The organism is Synechococcus sp. UW105, from assembly GCF_900473935.1.
Taxonomy (GTDB): domain Bacteria; phylum Cyanobacteriota; class Cyanobacteriia; order PCC-6307; family Cyanobiaceae; genus Synechococcus_C.
The window spans coordinates 37925-55236 of sequence record NZ_UCNN01000026.1 but is presented as its reverse complement, the minus strand read 5'-3'; the positions used below and the strand labels follow the sequence as shown (position 1 = coordinate 55236).

Sequence of the window (17312 nt, the reverse complement as noted above, 5' to 3'; positions counted from 1 at the left end):
CCTAACCCTTGCGATCCTTGAGCATCTGCATCGAGATCGCCAGGCTCTGCTTCATGCGCTCGAAGCTGCGCGCAAGCAGACCAATCTCATCACGACGCTCCCTCTCCTCAAAATTCACGGTGGCAGGGATCACACTCGCCTCCTCAGCCTTGCGGCTGATCTCACGCATCGGTCTGAGGATCAACTGATTCAGAACCAAATTGGTGATAATTCCCACTCCTGCAAAAGCCAACGTCATCAGCCCTGCGGTGGCGATCAGGGAGCGATCCTTCGCCGCAAACACTGCCTTTTGGGGCACGGTGACGATCTGGGTGCCAACAATTTCATTCATCTTCCAGCCGAAGCCACTGCTGTCTCCATAAGCCAAGAGCTGACTGGCAGGCGCTCTCTGAGGCGTGGAATGGCAAACGAGGCAGCTTTCTTTCGAGACCTTGATCGGCTGGGCCACGAAATGGACCACCCCTAATGGCGTTGCCTTGCTGCCGGACTGGCGCTTAAGAGAAGGATCGCGCCGAAACTTCTCAATGATTCCAGTTTCAAACGAATCGGCCTTATCACGCAGATTGGTGGGATTAAGAGCCGCTTCTCGATAGGAATATTCGCGGTAATCGGGATTGTCCTTGAGCAAGCCCGCCACCGTCTGGGCCGAAAAACTGGGCACTGCCTCGGGCCGGAACAGTCCGGCGCCTTGATTGAGGGGCGCCACAATTGGATTCACTTTTTTGCTGGTGTAGGCGCGCACCGACAACATTGCGTCCATAAAAAACGCAGCCCGCTGATCAATCAGCTCCCGTGCCTGCCAGCCGAACAGCAAATTCAGTAGAAGTACGGCGACCAGAATCGACAGCGTCAGGATGGCGGTGAGCGTGATCGCAAGTTGCTGACGCAACGGACGCTGCCCTGGCTCTGGGAACAACCGCTTGATCGGTGACATCAACCCCAACGACAGCTCTTTTGTTCACAAACTAGTGGGCAAACCAGGTTTTCACAGGTCATTCCGGCAGACCGTCAATCAGCCGATACGTCTCCCAGAAGCGCTGCATCTGCTCAGTGCTGCCAAGACTCACTCGGAGTGATCCATCGATCTGGGGCTTACCAACCATCGAGCGCACCAGGATGCCGGCAGCGCGCAGCTCGGCCTCAACGGCAGAGGCAGGACGGCAGGGCCAGAGCAGTAGATAGTTGCCTCCATCCACGTGGAAACGCACCTGAGCTCGCTCAAGTTCAGACACGACAAACTCACGGGCGCGTAACACTTCTGCGACGTAGGCATCGACAAAAGCTTGATCGTCCAGCGCAGCAAAGGCAGCCGTCACCGCCAAGCTATTGACGTCGTAAGGGCCGGTAACCCGAGACACACGATCCACGACCTCGGCATGGCCGATGGCGAAGCCGATACGGAGACCAGCAAGGCCGGCAGTTTTCGCCAAAGAACGCAACACCAGCAGATTCGGCGTTGCGTTGAAATCGATGATGGGCAGCACACTGTCGCCGGTGAATGCCTCATAAAGCTCATCCACAACCACGAGGGTGTTAGGCGCCGCAGCCGCAAGAGAGAGCACCCGATCGGCCTCCAGGCGCGTGCCTGTGGGATTGTTTGGATTGCAGAGCATCAACACCCGAGGGGATCGGGCCAGAGCAGCCATCACCGCTTCGTACGGGAAGCCATATCCAGGCATCTGATGCGGCACCGCCTCAATCGCCATCCCCTGCATGCCGGCGCATGGGGCGTAGTACCCGAACGTGGGGCTGGTGGTGAGCAGGGTGTCACCTGCCCCCCCATAGGCCTGCAAAACAGCATGAATGGCCCCATCCACTCCGTTGAACACCCCGACGCAAACGGGGGCAAGATCATGAGCTAGACCGGCTGGCAACGCAGCCAAATTGGCCACGACCGCCTCCCTGAGGCCGTCGTACTCGGGATAGACCGCCAGCTGCTCGGCCGGGATCGCACGAAGTGCCTCCACCACTTTGGGACTGGGTCCAATCGTGTTTTCATTGAAATCGAGACGCAGCATCCCCCGCCTTCCCTCCAGGGGAGCGCTGTAAGCCTTGAGGCGCTCCACATCACTGCGAGCACGGATCACGCCATCCGCTGAGGGTGGCTGCGTCATCACATCTCCAGAAAGGGCGTATCACTGCCATTGTCGGTGGCGATCAGCCATTCATCACATCCTTGATGGCGACGGCTGCAACACAGTGATCACTAGATCCGCCACGATCACGTCGTGAACGGCAGCCATGACCCAAACCTCCTCCCAGAAGGCCGCAGCTCTGATCGCCAGCGTTGAAGATCTGGCGCAACACGCTGATTACTCGCTGATCCATGCCCTAACGCCCGACCCAGAAAGCAGGGAAGACGGCAACGACCACCAGGCCCGTGAAGTGCGCTCAGGCCATTACGTGCCCGTGACACCCACCCCACTCCACGACCCGCAGTACGTCAGCCACAGCGGCCCCTTGTTTCGAGAGCTTGGGCTCCAGGACGCTTTGGCGCACGATCATGACTTTCGCCGCTTCTTCTCCGGCGACCTCTCAGTCGCCCAGCAACCGATGCGCAAGGTTGGCTGGGCAACGGGATATGCCCTGTCGATCTATGGCACGGAATACGTTCGCCAGTGCCCTTTTGGAACTGGGAACGGCTACGGAGATGGTCGGGCCCTGTCGATCTTCGAAGGCGTTTTCGCAGGGAAGCGCTGGGAGATGCAACTCAAGGGTGGCGGCCCCACGCCCTACTGCCGGGGGGCCGATGGCCGCGCAGTGCTCCGCTCCAGTGTGCGTGAATTTCTCGCCCAAGAGTTCATGCATGCCCTCGGGGTACCCACCTCACGCTCACTGACGCTCTATGCCTCGCATGCTGAAAGCGTGCGACGCCCCTGGTATGCAGACCACTCCAGGTCACTGGACCCCGACGTCATGGTGACCAATGCCGCCGCGATCACAACCCGGGTAGCGCCATCGTTTCTGCGGGTCGGACAACTAGAGCTGTTCGCCCGCCGAGCCCGCAGTGAAGCGCATCCACAGGCGCTTGAGGAACTGCAGACAATCACAGCCCATCTAATCGAACGCAATTACCGCTCTGACATTGACGCCAACCTGCCCTTCACCGATCAGGTGGTTGAGCTGGCGCAACTCTTTCGGGATCGTCTCACGACCTTGGTCGCCAACTGGATCCGCGTTGGCTACTGCCAAGGCAACTTCAATAGCGACAACTGCGCCGCAGGCGGATTCACCCTCGATTACGGACCCTTCGGCTTCTGTGAACTGTTCGATCCCCGCTTTCAACCCTGGACAGGAGGAGGCGAGCATTTCAGCTTCTTCAACCAACCCGCCGCGGCCGAAGCGAATTTCCAGATGTTCTGGACAGCCCTCCGCCCGCTGCTTCATGGTGACTCAGATGCTCTGGAGCGCCTGGATCGGATCCATGCAAGCTTTGCCGCTGTCATGGAGAAGGCCCTCGATGCCATGTGGGCCAGCAAGCTTGGGCTGAGCACGCCAAACCCTGCATTGGTCCGAGAGCTGCTGGCCTTGATGGCGCAATCGCGGGCGGATTACACCCTTGTGTTCCAGCGGCTCTCCCACCTTCCAGAACACCTTGCTGCCCTGGAAGACAGCTTCTATCTACCCGCATCCGAAGAGTTAAAGAGAGCCTGGACGAACTGGCTCGATCGCTGGCGGGAGCAGATCACCGCTCACGGCGATGCCTCTGAGGCAGTCACTCGGATGCAACGGGCAAACCCGAGCATCACCTGGCGCGAATGGCTGATTGCACCCGCTTATCAGCAAGCGGAGCAAGGAGACAACCAGCTGATCCACGAGCTACAGGAGGTGTTCAGCACGCCCTATGGCGACCAAGTCGAGACAACACAAGCAAAGTATTGTCGCCTCAAGCCTCGAGAGTTCTTTAACGCTGGGGGCATCTCCCACTACAGCTGCTCGTCCTGACACCTGTCTGGAGTGGACTCACATCCGTTCCAGGCTGCCGATGCCCAACAGACCGAGACCGGCTTTGAGGGTATCAGCGGTGAGGCGGCAGAGGGCCAGACGGGAAGGCAGGGTCTCCGGATTGGCCTTGAGCACCGGCACCTGGTCATAAAAACGATTGAACACCTGGCTGAGCTCAAACAGATAGCTGCAGAGACGATTGGGGAGCAACTCCTCCTCGACCTCGGCGATCACGGCATCGAACTTGAGCAGCTCCCGTACCAGCGCCCATTCCTGAGGTTCGCTGAACTGCAGCTGAGCCGTTGAGGCATCCAGATCACCACCCTTGCGAGCGATGCCGGCGATCCGCACCAGCGCATAGAGAAGGTAGGGAGCCGTGTTGCCCTGGAGGGCCAGCATCCGATCAAAGGAGAACTGGTAGTTGGTGATCCGGTTCTGGCTCAGGTCGGCGTACTTCACCGCCGCCAAGCCCACCGTGCCGGCCACATGACTGATGAACGCCTCTGATTCCGCGCGCTCCTCGTCCTTCAGGCGAGCACGAAGATCAGCATCGGCCCGCTCCACCGCCTCATCCAGCAAATCGCGCAAGCGCACCGTGTCACCCGAGCGAGTCTTGAGCTTCTTGCCGTCTTCCCCCTGCACCAAGCCGAAAGGTACATGTTGGAGGCGCCCACCATCAGGGATCCAACCCGCACGGTCAGCCACCTGGAACACCCCAGTGAAGTGATTCGCCTGACCGGCATCAGTCACGTAGATCACCCGGCGAGCTTGATCACCATCAGGCGCAGGCGCGAACCGATAACGGATCGCAGCCAGGTCAGTAGTGGCGTAGTTGAAGCCGCCATCACTCTTCTGCACGATCACGGGCAGCGGCTTGCCGTCCTTGCCACTGACCCCTTCAAGAAACACGCACTGGGCACCGTCATCAGTGACCAAGAGCTCGGCCTGCTTCAACCCTTCGATCACCGCCGGCAGGAAGGGGTTATAGAACGACTCACCCCGTTCGCTGAGGCGGATGTCGAGCCGGTCGTAGATCTTCTGGAATTCGCGCCGCGACTGATCACAGAGCAGGCCCCAGGCTTTGAGCGAGAGCGGATCGCCACTCTGCAGCTTCACCACCTCTTCACGGGATGTGGTCTGAAAAGCCTCGTCATCATCAAAACGCTTCTTCGCTTCCCGGTAGAAAGCCACCAGATCACCGAGGTCAATGGCATCGGCGGTGTCGAGCGCCTCGGGAGCCACCTGCTTGAGGTGTGTGATCAACATGCCGAACTGGGTGCCCCAGTCGCCCACATGATTCAGGCGCAGCACAGGATGGCCGCGGAACTCCAGCACACGCGCCAGAGAGTCGCCAATGATTGTGGAGCGCAGATGGCCCACGTGCATCTCCTTGGCAATGTTGGGGCTCGAGAAGTCGACCACCACCGGAGTCGGGTTCTCCACCGACGGGACCCCGAGCCGGTCATCCCCTAGGCGGGCCGCCACCTCTGCCGCCAACCGCTCGGGGCGGATCGTGAGATTGATGAAGCCTGGGCCGGCGATCTGTGGATCCAGGCAGAGAGCAGTGAAGCCGGCATCGCTTTGTAGCTGCTCCACAATTGCCTTAGCGATCTGCCGCGGAGCCTGCTTTAGGGGCTTGGCCAAAGGCAGGGCAGCATTGGCCTGAAAGTCACCAAATTCCGGCTTACTGGCAGGCGCCAGCTGGGGATCCAGCCCTACACCTTGAGTCGCGTCCCATGCGTCCGGAAAGGCCTGCTGCATCGCTTCGCGCAACTGGGTTTCGAGGGCCTGGGCGATGCGCAGCATGGAGAGCAGCGGAGACGGAGTCAGCCCCCGATCATCCCCCGGCGAGGGGCTAACCCTCCATGCGCAGGGCGAAGCCCACACCCCGCACGGTCTGGATTACCCGTTCTGCACCGGTGGCCTCCAGCTTCTTGCGCAGATAACGCACATACACATCCACCACATTTTCATCGCCGAAATAATCGTCTCCCCAAACATGCTGGATCAACTGAGCGCGAGAGAGGGCCTGACGGGGATGGCGCATGAAGCACTCGAGCAGATCGAACTCCCGAACGGTGAGCACCAAGGGATGGCTTTGGATCGCGCTGGTTCGTTCAGCACCATTCAGCACTAGATCACCCACCTGAAGCACGTCAGAGCTAAACCCCTTGGAGCGGCGCATCAAGGCCTTCACGCGAGCCAGCACTTCACGCACGTTGAAGGGTTTGGAGATGAAGTCGTCTGCACCCGCATCGAGCGCGGCGACGCGATCATCCATTTCATCGCGGGCCGTGATCATGATCACTGGCAGGAACACACCGGTCTCCCGCAAGCGCCGACAGATATCCAAGCCGGTCATCCCGGGCATGTTCCAGTCGAGCAGGGCTAAATCAGGCGGCGCCTCTCGCAACGCCTTGATGGCCGTAATGCCATCAGCGGCGGTCACCACCGTGAAACCTTCTGCCTCGAGCTCCATCTCCAGCAACATCACGATGTTGGCCTCATCGTCGGCCAGAAACACCGTCGGCGTTGATCCAGGCATCAGCTCGAAGGAACTGCAAAAACGCTAGGAACGACCTGGGATTCCATCAACCGTTCCAGGGGCAACGCAGCAGGTCAGACCAGTGGCTGACCTCGAAAGCGCATGCTCAGGTCAAGCCAGCTGCTCCGGGTGACTGGAGCACTAGTGGAGATCAGATCAATCCCAGTGGCGGCATAAGCACCGAGATCAGACGGTTGGATCCCGGAGGCTTCCAGTAGCACCGAGCCAGCAGCCGATCGTTCAAGAGCCTGCTGTCGAAGCTGAGGCACCAAGGTGATCAGTGCCTGCGGCGTGAACTCATCCAACAACACACCATCTGCACCTGCCGCAACAGCGGCATGAGCCTCATCTGATGTTTCTGCCTCCACGATCACTCGAACGGGCCAAGGGGCCTGGGCTCGCACCAGGGCAATCGCAGCCTCCACACTGCCGGCCCAGGCCAGATGGTTCTCCTTCAGCATCGCCGCATCATCCAAACCCATGCGGTGGTTGATCCCACCACCACAGCGCACCGCATATTTCTCCAGCTCCCGCAGACCTGGGGTGGTCTTGCGCGTATCCGCGAGGGCAACACCTGTGCCTTCAAGCATCGCCACAAGAGTTGCCGTTGCCGAAGCGATCCCGGAGAGTCGCATGGCCAGGTTGAGGGCCGTGCGCTCCAGGGCAACCAGGAGCGGGGCTGGCCCCTCCAACTCCAGCAAGCGATCACCGGCCTTCACCAGCGCCCCATCGGCCACGAGCACGTGAAGATTGCATCCACCATTCGGAGGCTGGAGCTCACGCAGCAACGGTTCCACGAGGACACCACCGCAGAAGACGCCATCGGCCTTCGCGACCCAGTGCGCTTGACCCTGGCGACCCTGGAGCGCTGGGGTAGTGAGATCGCCGCGGCCGAGATCCTCCTGGAGCCAATCACCCAGCTGTCGGCGCAACCGGGGCGTGATGGTGAGATCCGCTCGAGCCAAAACCAGGGATTGCGAGAACATCTCTCATGATGATCTGCGGCTCAAAGCAGCCATGAAAGGAACGACACCCACTGGTCGATGGCCCTGGCAGCCGGGCGACCTGGATGGCCTGCTGGCCCTCGGGCTGAACAACCTGATTCAGATCCTCCTGATCGTCGGACTCTGTCGCACAGTTCTGGGGTTTCCCGATGGCCTGATTTTCGGGCAAATCCTCCCGGCCGCAGGCCTGAGCATCCTCGTGGGAAACGTGGCCTATGCCCGCATGGCCCACCAACTAGCAGGACGAGAAGGTCGGAATGACTGCACAGCACTGCCCTACGGCATCAACACCGTCAGCCTGTTTGCCTATGTCTTCCTGGTGATGTTGCCGGTGAAGCTGGGAGCTCTCAACGGAGGACTCTCGGAAGCAGAGGCAGTCAGCCAGTCATGGCATGCCGGAATGGTGGCCTGTCTCGGCTCAGGCCTGATCGAAACCGCTGGGGCCACCTGCGCCGATCGGCTCAGGCGATGGCTTCCGCGAGCCGCCTTGCTCTCCACCCTGGCAGGAATCGCGCTCGGCTACATCGCCCTGGGCTTCCTGCTGCGCACCTTCGCTCACCCCCTGGTGGGCCTGAGCACACTGGCCATCATCTTGCTGGGTTACGTCGCAAGGGTGCGATGGCCCTTGCCCACCGGTTTGATGGCGCTACTGGTCGGCATCGTGCTCGCCTGGGGGAGTGGCTTAACCGCGCCGACAACTGCAGCCTGGTCCGAGTCGATGGCAGCGGTTGGTTTCCACATCCCAGCCCTTCAATTAAGGGCGCTCTGGGAGAACCGAAACGAACTTCTCCCCTGGCTGGGCGTCATCCTGCCCATGGGCCTGTTCAACGTGGTGGGGTCGCTGCAGAACCTGGAAAGTGCTGAAGCCGCCGGTGATGCCTACCCCACGCACCCATGTCTACTGATTGATGGCATCGGCACGCTCGTGGCAGCCGGCCTGGGCTCCTGCTTCCCCACCACGCTCTACATCGGCCATCCGGGATTCAAAACGCTGGGAGCTCGCTCGGCCTATTCGTGGCTGAACGGACTCGTCATGGCCGGGGCCTGCCTGTTGGGCCTATTCGGCCTGTTGGCACTGCTGATTCCGATCGACGCCGGCATGGCGATCGTGCTGTACCTCGGGGTGGCCATGACCGCCCAGGCGTTTGAAGCCACACAGGGGCGCCATACACCGGCAGTGGTTCTTGGCCTACTGCCAGGGCTGGCCGGGTGGGGGGCCCAGCTCCTCAAGGCGGGGCTTCGCACAGGAGGCCTGGGCAGTGGTGATCAACCCTTCAACGAGGCAATTCTGCCAAGACTGAGCTCGATGGACGTGTGGGCCGATGGCCTCTTTGCTCTAGAGCAGGGCCAGATCATCACAGCGATGTTGCTCGCTGCATGGCTTGTCTACGCCATTGAGCAACGCTTCCTCGCAGCAAGTGTGTGCAGTGGCATCACGGCTGTACTGGCCTGGTTCGGCGTGATTCATGCCTGGCAGTTCACCAGCAGCGACACAACGCTGGAACTGGGCTGGGGCACCGGTCAACCCTGGGCGCTGGCTTATGCGGCAGTCACCGTGATCACTTTCCTATGCAGAACCGCGAAAAAATCCGATCCAACACAGCCTCGGTCAGCTCCTCCCCGGTGATTTCGCCAAGGCTTTGAATCGCCTGGCGCAGATCAATCGTCCAGAAATCCCAAGGGAGGCCTTGGGCCGCCACCTCTTCGCTGCGCTGCAAGGCCTCCGCCGCACGAGCCGCCAGATCGGACTGACGCTGATTGAGCGCGATCAGGAGCGGCTGCTCACTGAGGGATCCGCACTGGGCGAGTAGGGCCTGCACCAAAGCCGGTTCGCCGTCTCCGGTTTGGGCACTAAGGCGCACATCCAACGCAGGCGACGACGGTGCACCCTCAGCGGCGCTGTTGGTCAAATCCAGCTTGTTGCCAACCAGAAGACGGGGCACTGCACCAGGAATCTGTTCATACAGGGCCTGATCTTCCACCGTCCAGCCTGCTGCAAGATCAAACAGAAGCAGCACCAAATCGGCACTGGCCAGGGCGTCATGGCTGCGGGCAATCCCCAACTGCTCCACTTCATCCGTGGTGGCTCGGATCCCAGCGGTGTCGAGGAGAGTGATCGGCACACCCTCCAGCACAATCTCACTCTCGAGCAAATCACGCGTGGTACCGGGCAGATCGGCGACAATCGCCCGCTCACGGCGGCTGAGGCGGTTCAACAAAGAGCTCTTGCCGACATTGGGACGCCCCACCAAGGCCACGCGCAGACCCGTGCGCAAAGCGGCTCCCCGCGCACCGTCGGCCACCAGCTCCAAGAGGGTGGCGCGCACCTCCTGCAGCTCTTCGAGCAGGGCCCGACCATCAAGCGGAGGGAGATCATCTTCGAAATCAACACGGGCCTCCAACTCACTGAGCTGATCAAGCAACCGCTCTCGCAGCGCAACGACCCGGCGCTGAATCCCCCCATCGAGACCCGCCATTGCCAACTGAGCCGCACGCTGGCTTCGGGCTGACACCAGGTCGGTGATTGCCTCAGCACGCGTGAGATCCAAACGTCCGTTCAGAACCGCACGCTGGCTGAATTCACCCGGTAGGGCCCTTCTGACACCGGGCTGTTCCAGAACCCTTGCCATGACCCGCTGAACGGCGATCACACCGCCATGACAATGAATTTCCACCACATCTTCGGCAGTGAAACTACGGGGAGCGAGCATCACAAGCACGAGCACTTCATCGAGCCGCTCATGGCCGTCGGCCGCCACCACGTGGCCATACAGCACCCGGTGGCTCAGCCATTCCTGACTGCCGGGGAAGACAGTGATCGTCCGCACCACCCGCTGGGCCATGGGTCCAGACAGACGAATCACGGCGATACCTCCCTGACCAGGCGCAACAGCTGTGGCCACCGCCGCGATCGTGTCCGGCAGGACAGGGACTCCGCTCGCAGATGAAGACATCACAACATCAGAGGCAATGCGAGGCCGAGCATGGCGACGCCGAAGAGAGCTCCTTCCTACGATCTCCGCCGTCTGTCATTCGCCCCCGAAGCGCCCGTAGCCCATGGTCCGGTGGCAGCACAGCCTGATCAAACGCTGTCGCCGCTGGCTTCGGTGGCTCTGGGAACAGGAAGGCAGTCCTGGTCAGCGCGCCCGGGGTTTGGCCGCTGGTGTCTTCTGCGGTTGCTTCCCCTTCTTTGGACTGCAAACCCTGCTTGGCATTGGCCTGGCCAGCGTGGTTCGGGGCAACCACCTGCTGGCCGCTGCCGGCACCTGGATCAGCAATCCGTTCACCTACCTGCCGCTCTACTGGTTCAACTACCGCGTGGGAGATGCGCTGATGGGCAGAGCAGCCACAGCCACACTCACCGGCATCAACAAATCCACGCTCTGGCATCAGAGCTGGAGCTTCACCAGCCGTCTTCTGCTCGGATCGAGCATCGTTGGTCTCATCTTCGCGCTGTCGCTCGGATCCCTCGCTTGGTGGCTGTTCCGCCTGAAGCCCTCCCGACCGCATGGTGCTCAAGTGGCGAGGCGCACCTCCGCGAGCCAGGCGAACAAGGGCTCCCAGTCATCCCGCTGATCAATCTCCTCCCAAAGGGTTTCGATCAGAGAACGACTTGGCGTACGCGCCAGGTTGAATCGATCGAGCCGCTCCAACACAGAACGGGATCGGTCTTTGAGCTTGAGCTCAACCTGAAGGGCATGCCACCAGGCATCACGCCAGGCCAGCCAGACCTGGCGTGGCGGTGCCTCGACTCCCGGAACAAACGGGCCCAAACCATCCGGTTCTTGTGGCAACCCATGGCGGTGAACCCACGCTTGCAAACCCGTGAATAAATCGCCATAGCCCACCGGCCAAGACGCCAGCAGATCGAGGGTGGCAGCGACCAAATCCAAAGACTGATCGGCATGCGCTGTCTGACAGAGCAGATCCGAATCAAGACCTAAGCGCCGCAGCAGGCAATGCCTGTAATGCGTTTGATAGACCTGCTTAAAGCCGTCGAGAGCCTGCTCCATCCGCTCCCGAGGCAACAGCATTGCCAATGGATCCTGAAGCAGTCGCAAGTTGTGATGGCAGATCGCCGGCTGGCGACCGTAGGCATAGAGCCCAGTCTGATCGAAATAGGCTGCCGTAAAGCCGGGATCCCAGGCCTCCAGAAAAGCGAAGGGTCCGTAGTCAAAACTTTCACCGACAAGCGACATGTTGTCGGTGTTGAGCACACCGTGAACAAAGCCGGCCGCCATCCATTCAGCCGCCAATCGCGCCACCCGCTGCACCAACTCGCCATAGAAGGCCAACAACTGCCTTTCCAGTGCTGCCTGATCACCGGCAGCTGCCGGCCAGGTTGCAGAAAGCATGGGGTAATACACCGCAACCACATGGCGAAGCAAACGCTCCAGACCCTTGCGATCCCGCAAGTAAAGGAGGCGCTCACAGGTGCCGAAGCGAAGATGGGTACGGGCCATACGCACCATCACCGCACTACGCGTAGGCGATGGTTCGTCACCACGCCAAAGTTCTTCGCCAGTTTCAATGAGCGAGAGTGTTCTGCTGGTGGTCACGCCCAGGCGATGCAGTGCTTCAGAGGCGATGACCTCTCGCACGCCTCCCTTCAAGGTGAGACGTCCATCGCCACCACGGCTCCAAGGAGTGGTGCCACTGCCCTTGGTCCCGAGATCCTGAAGATCGCCATGGATGTCTCGCAGCTGGCCATAAAGGAAGCCTCGTCCATCCCCCAATTGGGGGTTGTAGGTGCCGAACTGATAACCGTGATAACGGAGGGCCAGCAGCGGCTGACGACACTGGAACCCTCCAAAAGCTTGCTCGAAATCGTGATCGGAAATGGTCTCGGGAGCCACTCCAAGTTGCTGCAGGAGGGCATCGTTGCGAAATCGCAGGCGCGTCTGTGGAAAATCAGCCGCCTGAACTGGATCCCAGAACGCCTCACCCAGGGACTCAATAGAAGCTTCAAAGGGCAGCGATAGCAGTCCATTGAACCCCATGGAGCCAAAGCTTCGTCGCAGAATCGTAGCGATCACCCCATCAACAACTGTTCGGTGGGCACTGAATTCCTAGGCTGCTGTAATGGGCTCCACCATGATTCAGGTGTCAAGACAACTCACTCTGGTCGCCAGCATCTGCATGGGGCTACTGATCACGAGCTGCAAAGAGAACAACAACAAAAGTGTCCCTACGTCTTCACCGCCAGATCTACGCCTTGCCGAAGAGCCTTACCAAAGCCAAGAAGTGATCAACCAACGAATGGCAATCGTCATTCCCTACCTGGAGAAAGCCACAGGACTACGCATTGATTACGTTCCTGCAATTAACTATGAACACAGCCATCAAATGCTCCGCGATGGTGACGTTGACCTGATCACCATTGGTCTATACGGCGGCTTCAAACTCCTGCACAACAACCCCAAGGTGACGCCCCTTGTCATTCAGAAGCGCTCGTTTCGCAGCATCCTGATTGCCAACAGCGCCAGTCTCGAGAACATCCAAGAGCGGGGTGATGGGAGATCACCTCTCTCCATCGTCCAAAACCAGAGCGTCGGCTTCGGCAGCCGCGCTTCAGGCTCGACCTTTTTACAGCCGCTGTTGCATCTGCATCAGCAGGAAGTGCCGTTTCTCAGCATCAGCGAATGTTTCCACGAACCCAATACCAACCATTTGCCCTTACTGGTCGCCGATGGCAGCATTGACCTGGCCTTCATTCCCAGCCTCAGCGGCGATCCGCTCCAGGCCATTGCCCCTGAGGTCCGAGACAAGGTCAGCGTTGTTTGGCAGAGCGAACTCAGCCGTAATGACTTTGTTGTCACGGCGGTTCACCCTGCTCAGAGCCTGAAACATGAGCAGCTGAAGAAAGTGGCCACAGCACTACTGGCCCTCAATCCAGAGCGGCCAGAGCACCAACGCGTTCTCGCAACATGGGGGTATCAGGGCTTTGAGAAGCCCAATCCATCCTTCCCCAAACAGACACTGCAGAAGGTGGCAGATGTGCATGCCTCTACCGGTGGATTCCCCACATGTCAGAACCTGTGAGCATGCCCAGCCCTCAGCCTGCAAAACGCTGGTCTTTGGCCCGTCGCTTTCTCTTGATCAGCCTGACGGTTGTGCTCACACAATCCCTTGCGAGCCTGCTGATCACCCGTGAACTGCGACAAATTTTCCTTAGAGGATTCCTGGAGAAAAAGCTTGATAGGCAGGCAATCGCACCGCTCAAAGATGTCAATGATCAACTCGATCAACTCACGGCAGAGCAAGCCAAACGCTGTTGCACAATCCAGGACTACCAACGCTTCCTGAAACCACTGCGTCTCTACGATGGCAAGGTGGGCATGATCGTGGGCAATGGCGGACTGGCCAGTACCCGCGGTAGCCATGTTCTGTTCAGCCAGACGCACTTGCATGCATTGGCAGACCGAGCTGTGGCGTCACCACGGGGGTTTGCCATGGTCGAGAACGACGAACATGAAGCGGTCGCGGTGAAAGCGATCAAGCTTCCAGGCGGTGCCGCTACAGGCCATTTCGTTTACCTGAGGCCGCTCTACAGCAGGCCGCTGATCCACGCCCAGATGATGATCAAGCTGGCCTCTGAACTCACCCTTATTCTCCTAACCACTGCAATTCTGATCATCGCGGCCCGCCGCATTTTTAAACCCATCCGCAGCATCAGTCGGGAGCTTTCAGAAATTGAGCTCAACACCCTGCAGGCCGCGACTCTCTCTACCGCTGGGGCCCCAGTAGAACTCCTACCAATTCTGCAAGAGTTCAATCAGATGGTTGAACGACTTCAACTCTCGGCCAGTAATCAAAAACAGTTCGCTTCCACCATCAGCCACGAATTCCGCACCCCCCTCACGGTGATTTCTGGCTTTATTCAATCGGTTCTGAATCGAGGGGAATCGCTAGCTGAGCAACAGCGCAATGCTCTCGGGATTGCCAATCAAGAGGTGTTGAGGCTGAACCGCATGCTCAGCGATCTGCTCGACCTCAGCCGTGCCGACAACCACCAGCTCTCGATCCGACGCGAACCTTTCGACCTGATGCCGAGCCTGGAACATGGCCTGAGGCTGGCGAGAGCCGCCCACACCAATCCAATCCGCGACAACCTCAAGGGGCTGCCTGCCCTCGAAGTGATCGGTGATCCTGACCGGCTGGTGCAATGCATCAGCAACCTGATCGGCAACGCCGTCAAATACTCCACCCCAGACAGCCCAATCTCCCTTGAAGTCAGGCCCAACCCAAAGACCGTTCGTCTCATTGTCGAAGATCAGGGCCAGGGGATACCGGCCGATCAACTCGAACGCATCTTCGAACGATTCACCCGCGCCGAAGGCGTCTCCATTCCGAAGGGACAGAGCAGCTCAGGCCTGGGGCTGTCGATTGTGCAGATGCTGATGGAAGCTATGGGCGGCACTGTCACGGTGCGTTCCACGGTGGGGGAAGGCAGCCAATTCAGCCTTGAGCTGCCATTAATCACTCAAGCCTGACCGGTTCGGGCAATGTCGAGCACATCCGCCATCGAACGGATCTGATGCATCGTGCGCTGCAGCAGATCAGCACTGCCTAGCTCGACCAACAGCTCGATGCGCGCCGGCTTGCCGTAGGCAGTTTTCACACGCGCATCACTGACGTTGATCGATCCATCCGAGAGTCGCATCAGGATGTCTTTGAGGATCCCAACACGATCGATCACATCAATGCGGAGATGTACCGGGAAACGCTGGCCATGACGGCTGGCATCTGGATTCCAGCGCACCGGGAGTCGCCGTTCACTTGGGATTGCCTCGATGTTGGCGCACTCCTGGCGATGGATAGTGATGCCATGGTTGCCGAGAGCCACTGTACCAACGATGGCTTCACCAGGCAGGGGACTACAACAGCCTCCGAGGCGGTAGTCGAGCCCCTCCAGTCCGAGGATCGGCTGAATTTCGCCAGGCCGTTGCCGCGGCGGAGCATCCGCCTGATGCTCCACCAACTTGCGAGCCACATCCTCATTACTGAGGGGCTGGGCTTCAGCCTCGGTCTGCAGACGAATCTCCTCTCTCAGGCGATTCAGCACCTGATGCAAGGTGACAGCCCCAAAACCAAGAGCAGCCAACAAGTCTTCGGTGCTGTGAAGATTGCAACGCTCGGAAACGCGTGTCATCGCCTCACTGCAGAGCAGGGAATCGAAGCCGCTACGCCCCAGCTCACGCTCCAGCAGCTCCTTACCGCGCTGGATCGTTTCTTGACGATGACTGCGTTTATACCACTGACGGATGCGATTACGTGCTGTTGGCGTAGCAACGAAATTCAGCCAATCGAGGCTGGGGTGAGCCGTCTTGCTGGTGAGGATATTAACGAAATCACCGTTTTGCAGTGATGTGGACAATGTCGAGAGCTGGTCATTAATGCGTACGCCATGGCAATGATCTCCCACCTCTGAATGAATGCGATAAGCAAAATCAACAGCGGTTGAACCTTTGCGCAACCCCACCACTTCTCCCTTTGGGGTAAACACAAAAACCTCTTCATCGAAGAGATCTTCCTTAATCGAGGCCAAATAGTCATTGTGATCGTCGTTACCGCCCTCCTGCTGCCAATCCACCAGTTGCCGCAGCCAGTTAAAGCGCTCGGTGTCGCCACCAGCAGCTGGTGAACCACCCTCCTTGTATTTCCAATGCGCCGCGATCCCGAACTCCGACACTTGATGCATCTCGGCCGTTCGGATCTGCACTTCAATCGGCCGATGCCGGCCGATCACTGCTGTATGCAGGGACTGATAACCATTGGGCTTAGGAAGACCGATGTAGTCCTTAAAGCGGCCGGGGATCGGACGAAATGTGTCATGCACCACCGCCAGAGCCCGATAACACGTTTCAAGATTGGGGGTGATAATCCGCACCGCCGCAACGTCATAGATCTCGTGAAACGCCTTCTGCTGGCGCTGCATCTTGCTCCAGATGCCATAGAGATGCTTCGGGCGACCTGTCACCTCACAGCTCTCGAGCCCCACCGCAGACAGCCGGTCGGCCAGAAGCTTCAAGGTCACTGCCAGTCGCTCTTCCCGTTCACTGCGCTTGGTCGCGACCTCCTCTTGAATTTCGCGAAAAGCCTCGGGCTCCAAAAGCTTGAAGGCGAGGTCTTCTAATTCCCACTTCAACCGGCCAATACCAAGACGGTTGGCCAAAGGGGCGTAAATCTCACGGGTTTCACGAGCAATACGTTCCTGTTTCTCTGGTTTGAGCGCTCCCAGGGTGCGCATGTTGTGCAGGCGATCCGCGAGTTTCACCAAGACCACACGAATATCACTGGCCATGGCCAGGAACATCTTGCGCAGGTTCTCAGCCTGAGCCTCGGTGCGATTGGTGAAATGCAGCCCACCGAGCTTGGTCACCCCCTCCACGAGAGAACGCACTTCAGCCCCGAAATGAGCCTCCAGCTGCTCTGGCGTGAGATCGGTGTCTTCCACAACATCGTGGAGGAAGCCGGCGGCGATCACCGGAGCACTAGCTCCGATATCGCGCAGCAGATCCGCGACAGCAACAGGATGAATGATGTAGGGATCACCACTGGCGCGGAACTGGCCTTCATGCAGCTGGAAAGCGAAATCGAAGGCTGCAGCGAGCAAGGCCTCCGCATCGGTGGGGCAGCTGTAGCCCGCACCAGGGGGCACATGCTTCAGGCACTCCTGCAGCCACTCGGGCAGGGGTATGCCGTAATCCTCAATACTGCGGATCGGATGGGCACGAACAGTGGGTAGACCGGCGGGCGGCTGAGCACAGACCACATCGGTCTGTGTCGGTTCTGACGCAGAGGTGCCCTTCAGCATC

Annotated in this window: 13 protein-coding genes; 5 read left to right on the top strand and 8 right to left on the bottom strand. The window is 59.5% G+C overall.

What is annotated here, in order from left to right; genetic code table 11:
* Position 1 precedes the first annotated feature (1 nt).
* The gene (locus DXY16_RS10565; protein WP_115121190.1) at positions 2–934 is read right to left on the bottom strand and encodes a DUF3365 domain-containing protein; all 933 of its coding nucleotides are present in this window, start codon (positions 932–934) and stop codon (positions 2–4) included.
* A gap of 58 nt (positions 935–992) precedes the next feature.
* Entirely contained in the window at positions 993–2114 is a 1122-nt protein-coding gene (locus tag DXY16_RS10560; RefSeq protein WP_115121189.1) for a histidinol-phosphate transaminase, read from the bottom strand.
* Positions 2115–2241: 127 nt separating this feature from the next.
* Here DXY16_RS10560 and DXY16_RS10555 point away from each other — a divergent pair, with 127 nt between their 5' ends.
* The gene (locus DXY16_RS10555; RefSeq protein WP_115121188.1) at positions 2242–3945 is read left to right on the top strand and encodes a protein adenylyltransferase SelO family protein; all 1704 of its coding nucleotides are present in this window, start codon (positions 2242–2244) and stop codon (positions 3943–3945) included.
* A gap of 18 nt (positions 3946–3963) precedes the next feature.
* Here the strand turns inward: DXY16_RS10555 and argS are convergent, their stop codons facing one another.
* From argS to nadC, 3 genes are all read right to left on the bottom strand, one after another.
* Positions 3964–5751 (bottom strand): arginine--tRNA ligase, encoded by a 1788-nt coding sequence (gene argS, locus DXY16_RS10550; RefSeq protein ID WP_115121187.1) that lies wholly within the window; start codon positions 5749–5751, stop codon positions 3964–3966.
* A gap of 49 nt (positions 5752–5800) precedes the next feature.
* Positions 5801–6490 (bottom strand): response regulator transcription factor, encoded by a 690-nt coding sequence (locus tag DXY16_RS10545; protein WP_115121186.1) that lies wholly within the window; start codon positions 6488–6490, stop codon positions 5801–5803.
* Between the two features lie 74 nt (positions 6491–6564).
* Positions 6565–7476 carry a carboxylating nicotinate-nucleotide diphosphorylase gene (gene nadC / locus DXY16_RS10540; RefSeq protein ID WP_115121185.1) on the bottom strand — a complete coding sequence of 304 codons (912 nt, stop codon included), beginning with the start codon at positions 7474–7476 and terminating at the stop codon, positions 6565–6567.
* 31 nt (positions 7477–7507) lie between these two features.
* On the opposite strand from nadC, the gene DXY16_RS10535 reads away from it, so the two are divergent.
* Complete coding sequence (locus DXY16_RS10535) at positions 7508–9121, top strand: NCS2 family permease (RefSeq protein ID WP_115121184.1); 1614 nt, start codon at positions 7508–7510, stop codon at positions 9119–9121.
* Here DXY16_RS10535 and mnmE read toward each other — a convergent pair.
* Entirely contained in the window at positions 9054–10448 is a 1395-nt protein-coding gene (gene mnmE / locus DXY16_RS10530) for a tRNA uridine-5-carboxymethylaminomethyl(34) synthesis GTPase MnmE (protein WP_115121183.1), read from the bottom strand. The genes DXY16_RS10535 and mnmE overlap by 68 nt on opposite strands.
* A gap of 103 nt (positions 10449–10551) precedes the next feature.
* On the opposite strand from mnmE, the gene DXY16_RS10525 reads away from it, so the two are divergent.
* Positions 10552–11070 carry a DUF2062 domain-containing protein gene (locus DXY16_RS10525; RefSeq protein WP_115121182.1) on the top strand — a complete coding sequence of 173 codons (519 nt, stop codon included), beginning with the start codon at positions 10552–10554 and terminating at the stop codon, positions 11068–11070.
* Here the strand turns inward: DXY16_RS10525 and DXY16_RS10520 are convergent.
* Entirely contained in the window at positions 11010–12494 is a 1485-nt protein-coding gene (locus DXY16_RS10520; RefSeq protein WP_115121181.1) for a YdiU family protein, read from the bottom strand. The two genes, DXY16_RS10525 and DXY16_RS10520, sit on opposite strands and share 61 nt — an antisense overlap.
* Positions 12495–12576: 82 nt before the next feature.
* Between DXY16_RS10520 and DXY16_RS10515 the strand changes: the two genes are divergently transcribed.
* Together DXY16_RS10515 and DXY16_RS10510 are read left to right on the top strand one after the other, a co-directional pair.
* Complete coding sequence (locus tag DXY16_RS10515) at positions 12577–13536, top strand: phosphate/phosphite/phosphonate ABC transporter substrate-binding protein (protein ID WP_115121180.1); 960 nt, start codon at positions 12577–12579, stop codon at positions 13534–13536.
* A gap of 2 nt (positions 13537–13538) precedes the next feature.
* Positions 13539–14987 (top strand): cell wall metabolism sensor histidine kinase WalK, encoded by a 1449-nt coding sequence (locus DXY16_RS10510; protein ID WP_115121179.1) that lies wholly within the window; start codon positions 13539–13541, stop codon positions 14985–14987.
* Here DXY16_RS10510 and DXY16_RS10505 read toward each other — a convergent pair.
* The gene (locus DXY16_RS10505) at positions 14978–17311 is read right to left on the bottom strand and encodes a bifunctional (p)ppGpp synthetase/guanosine-3',5'-bis(diphosphate) 3'-pyrophosphohydrolase (RefSeq protein ID WP_115121178.1); all 2334 of its coding nucleotides are present in this window, start codon (positions 17309–17311) and stop codon (positions 14978–14980) included. The genes DXY16_RS10510 and DXY16_RS10505 overlap by 10 nt on opposite strands.
* Between the last annotated feature and the right edge of the window lies 1 nt (position 17312).

Coding starts and splice junctions, on each gene's coding strand:
- argS (WP_115121187.1), bottom strand. CDS start 5,751: ATGCTGCGCATCGCCCAGGCCCTCGAAACCCAGTTGCGCGAAGCGATG.
- DXY16_RS10535 (WP_115121184.1), top strand. CDS start 7,508: ATGAAAGGAACGACACCCACTGGTCGATGGCCCTGGCAGCCGGGCGAC.
- DXY16_RS10555 (WP_115121188.1), top strand. CDS start 2,242: ATGACCCAAACCTCCTCCCAGAAGGCCGCAGCTCTGATCGCCAGCGTT.
- DXY16_RS10510 (WP_115121179.1), top strand. CDS start 13,539: ATGCCCAGCCCTCAGCCTGCAAAACGCTGGTCTTTGGCCCGTCGCTTT.
- mnmE (WP_115121183.1), bottom strand. CDS start 10,448: ATGTCTTCATCTGCGAGCGGAGTCCCTGTCCTGCCGGACACGATCGCG.
- nadC (WP_115121185.1), bottom strand. CDS start 7,476: ATGTTCTCGCAATCCCTGGTTTTGGCTCGAGCGGATCTCACCATCACG.
- DXY16_RS10520 (WP_115121181.1), bottom strand. CDS start 12,494: ATGGGGTTCAATGGACTGCTATCGCTGCCCTTTGAAGCTTCTATTGAG.
- DXY16_RS10515 (WP_115121180.1), top strand. CDS start 12,577: ATGGGCTCCACCATGATTCAGGTGTCAAGACAACTCACTCTGGTCGCC.
- DXY16_RS10560 (WP_115121189.1), bottom strand. CDS start 2,114: ATGACGCAGCCACCCTCAGCGGATGGCGTGATCCGTGCTCGCAGTGAT.
- DXY16_RS10565 (WP_115121190.1), bottom strand. CDS start 934: ATGTCACCGATCAAGCGGTTGTTCCCAGAGCCAGGGCAGCGTCCGTTG.
- DXY16_RS10525 (WP_115121182.1), top strand. CDS start 10,552: ATGGTCCGGTGGCAGCACAGCCTGATCAAACGCTGTCGCCGCTGGCTT.
- DXY16_RS10505 (WP_115121178.1), bottom strand. CDS start 17,311: ATGCTGAAGGGCACCTCTGCGTCAGAACCGACACAGACCGATGTGGTC.
- DXY16_RS10545 (WP_115121186.1), bottom strand. CDS start 6,490: ATGCCTGGATCAACGCCGACGGTGTTTCTGGCCGACGATGAGGCCAAC.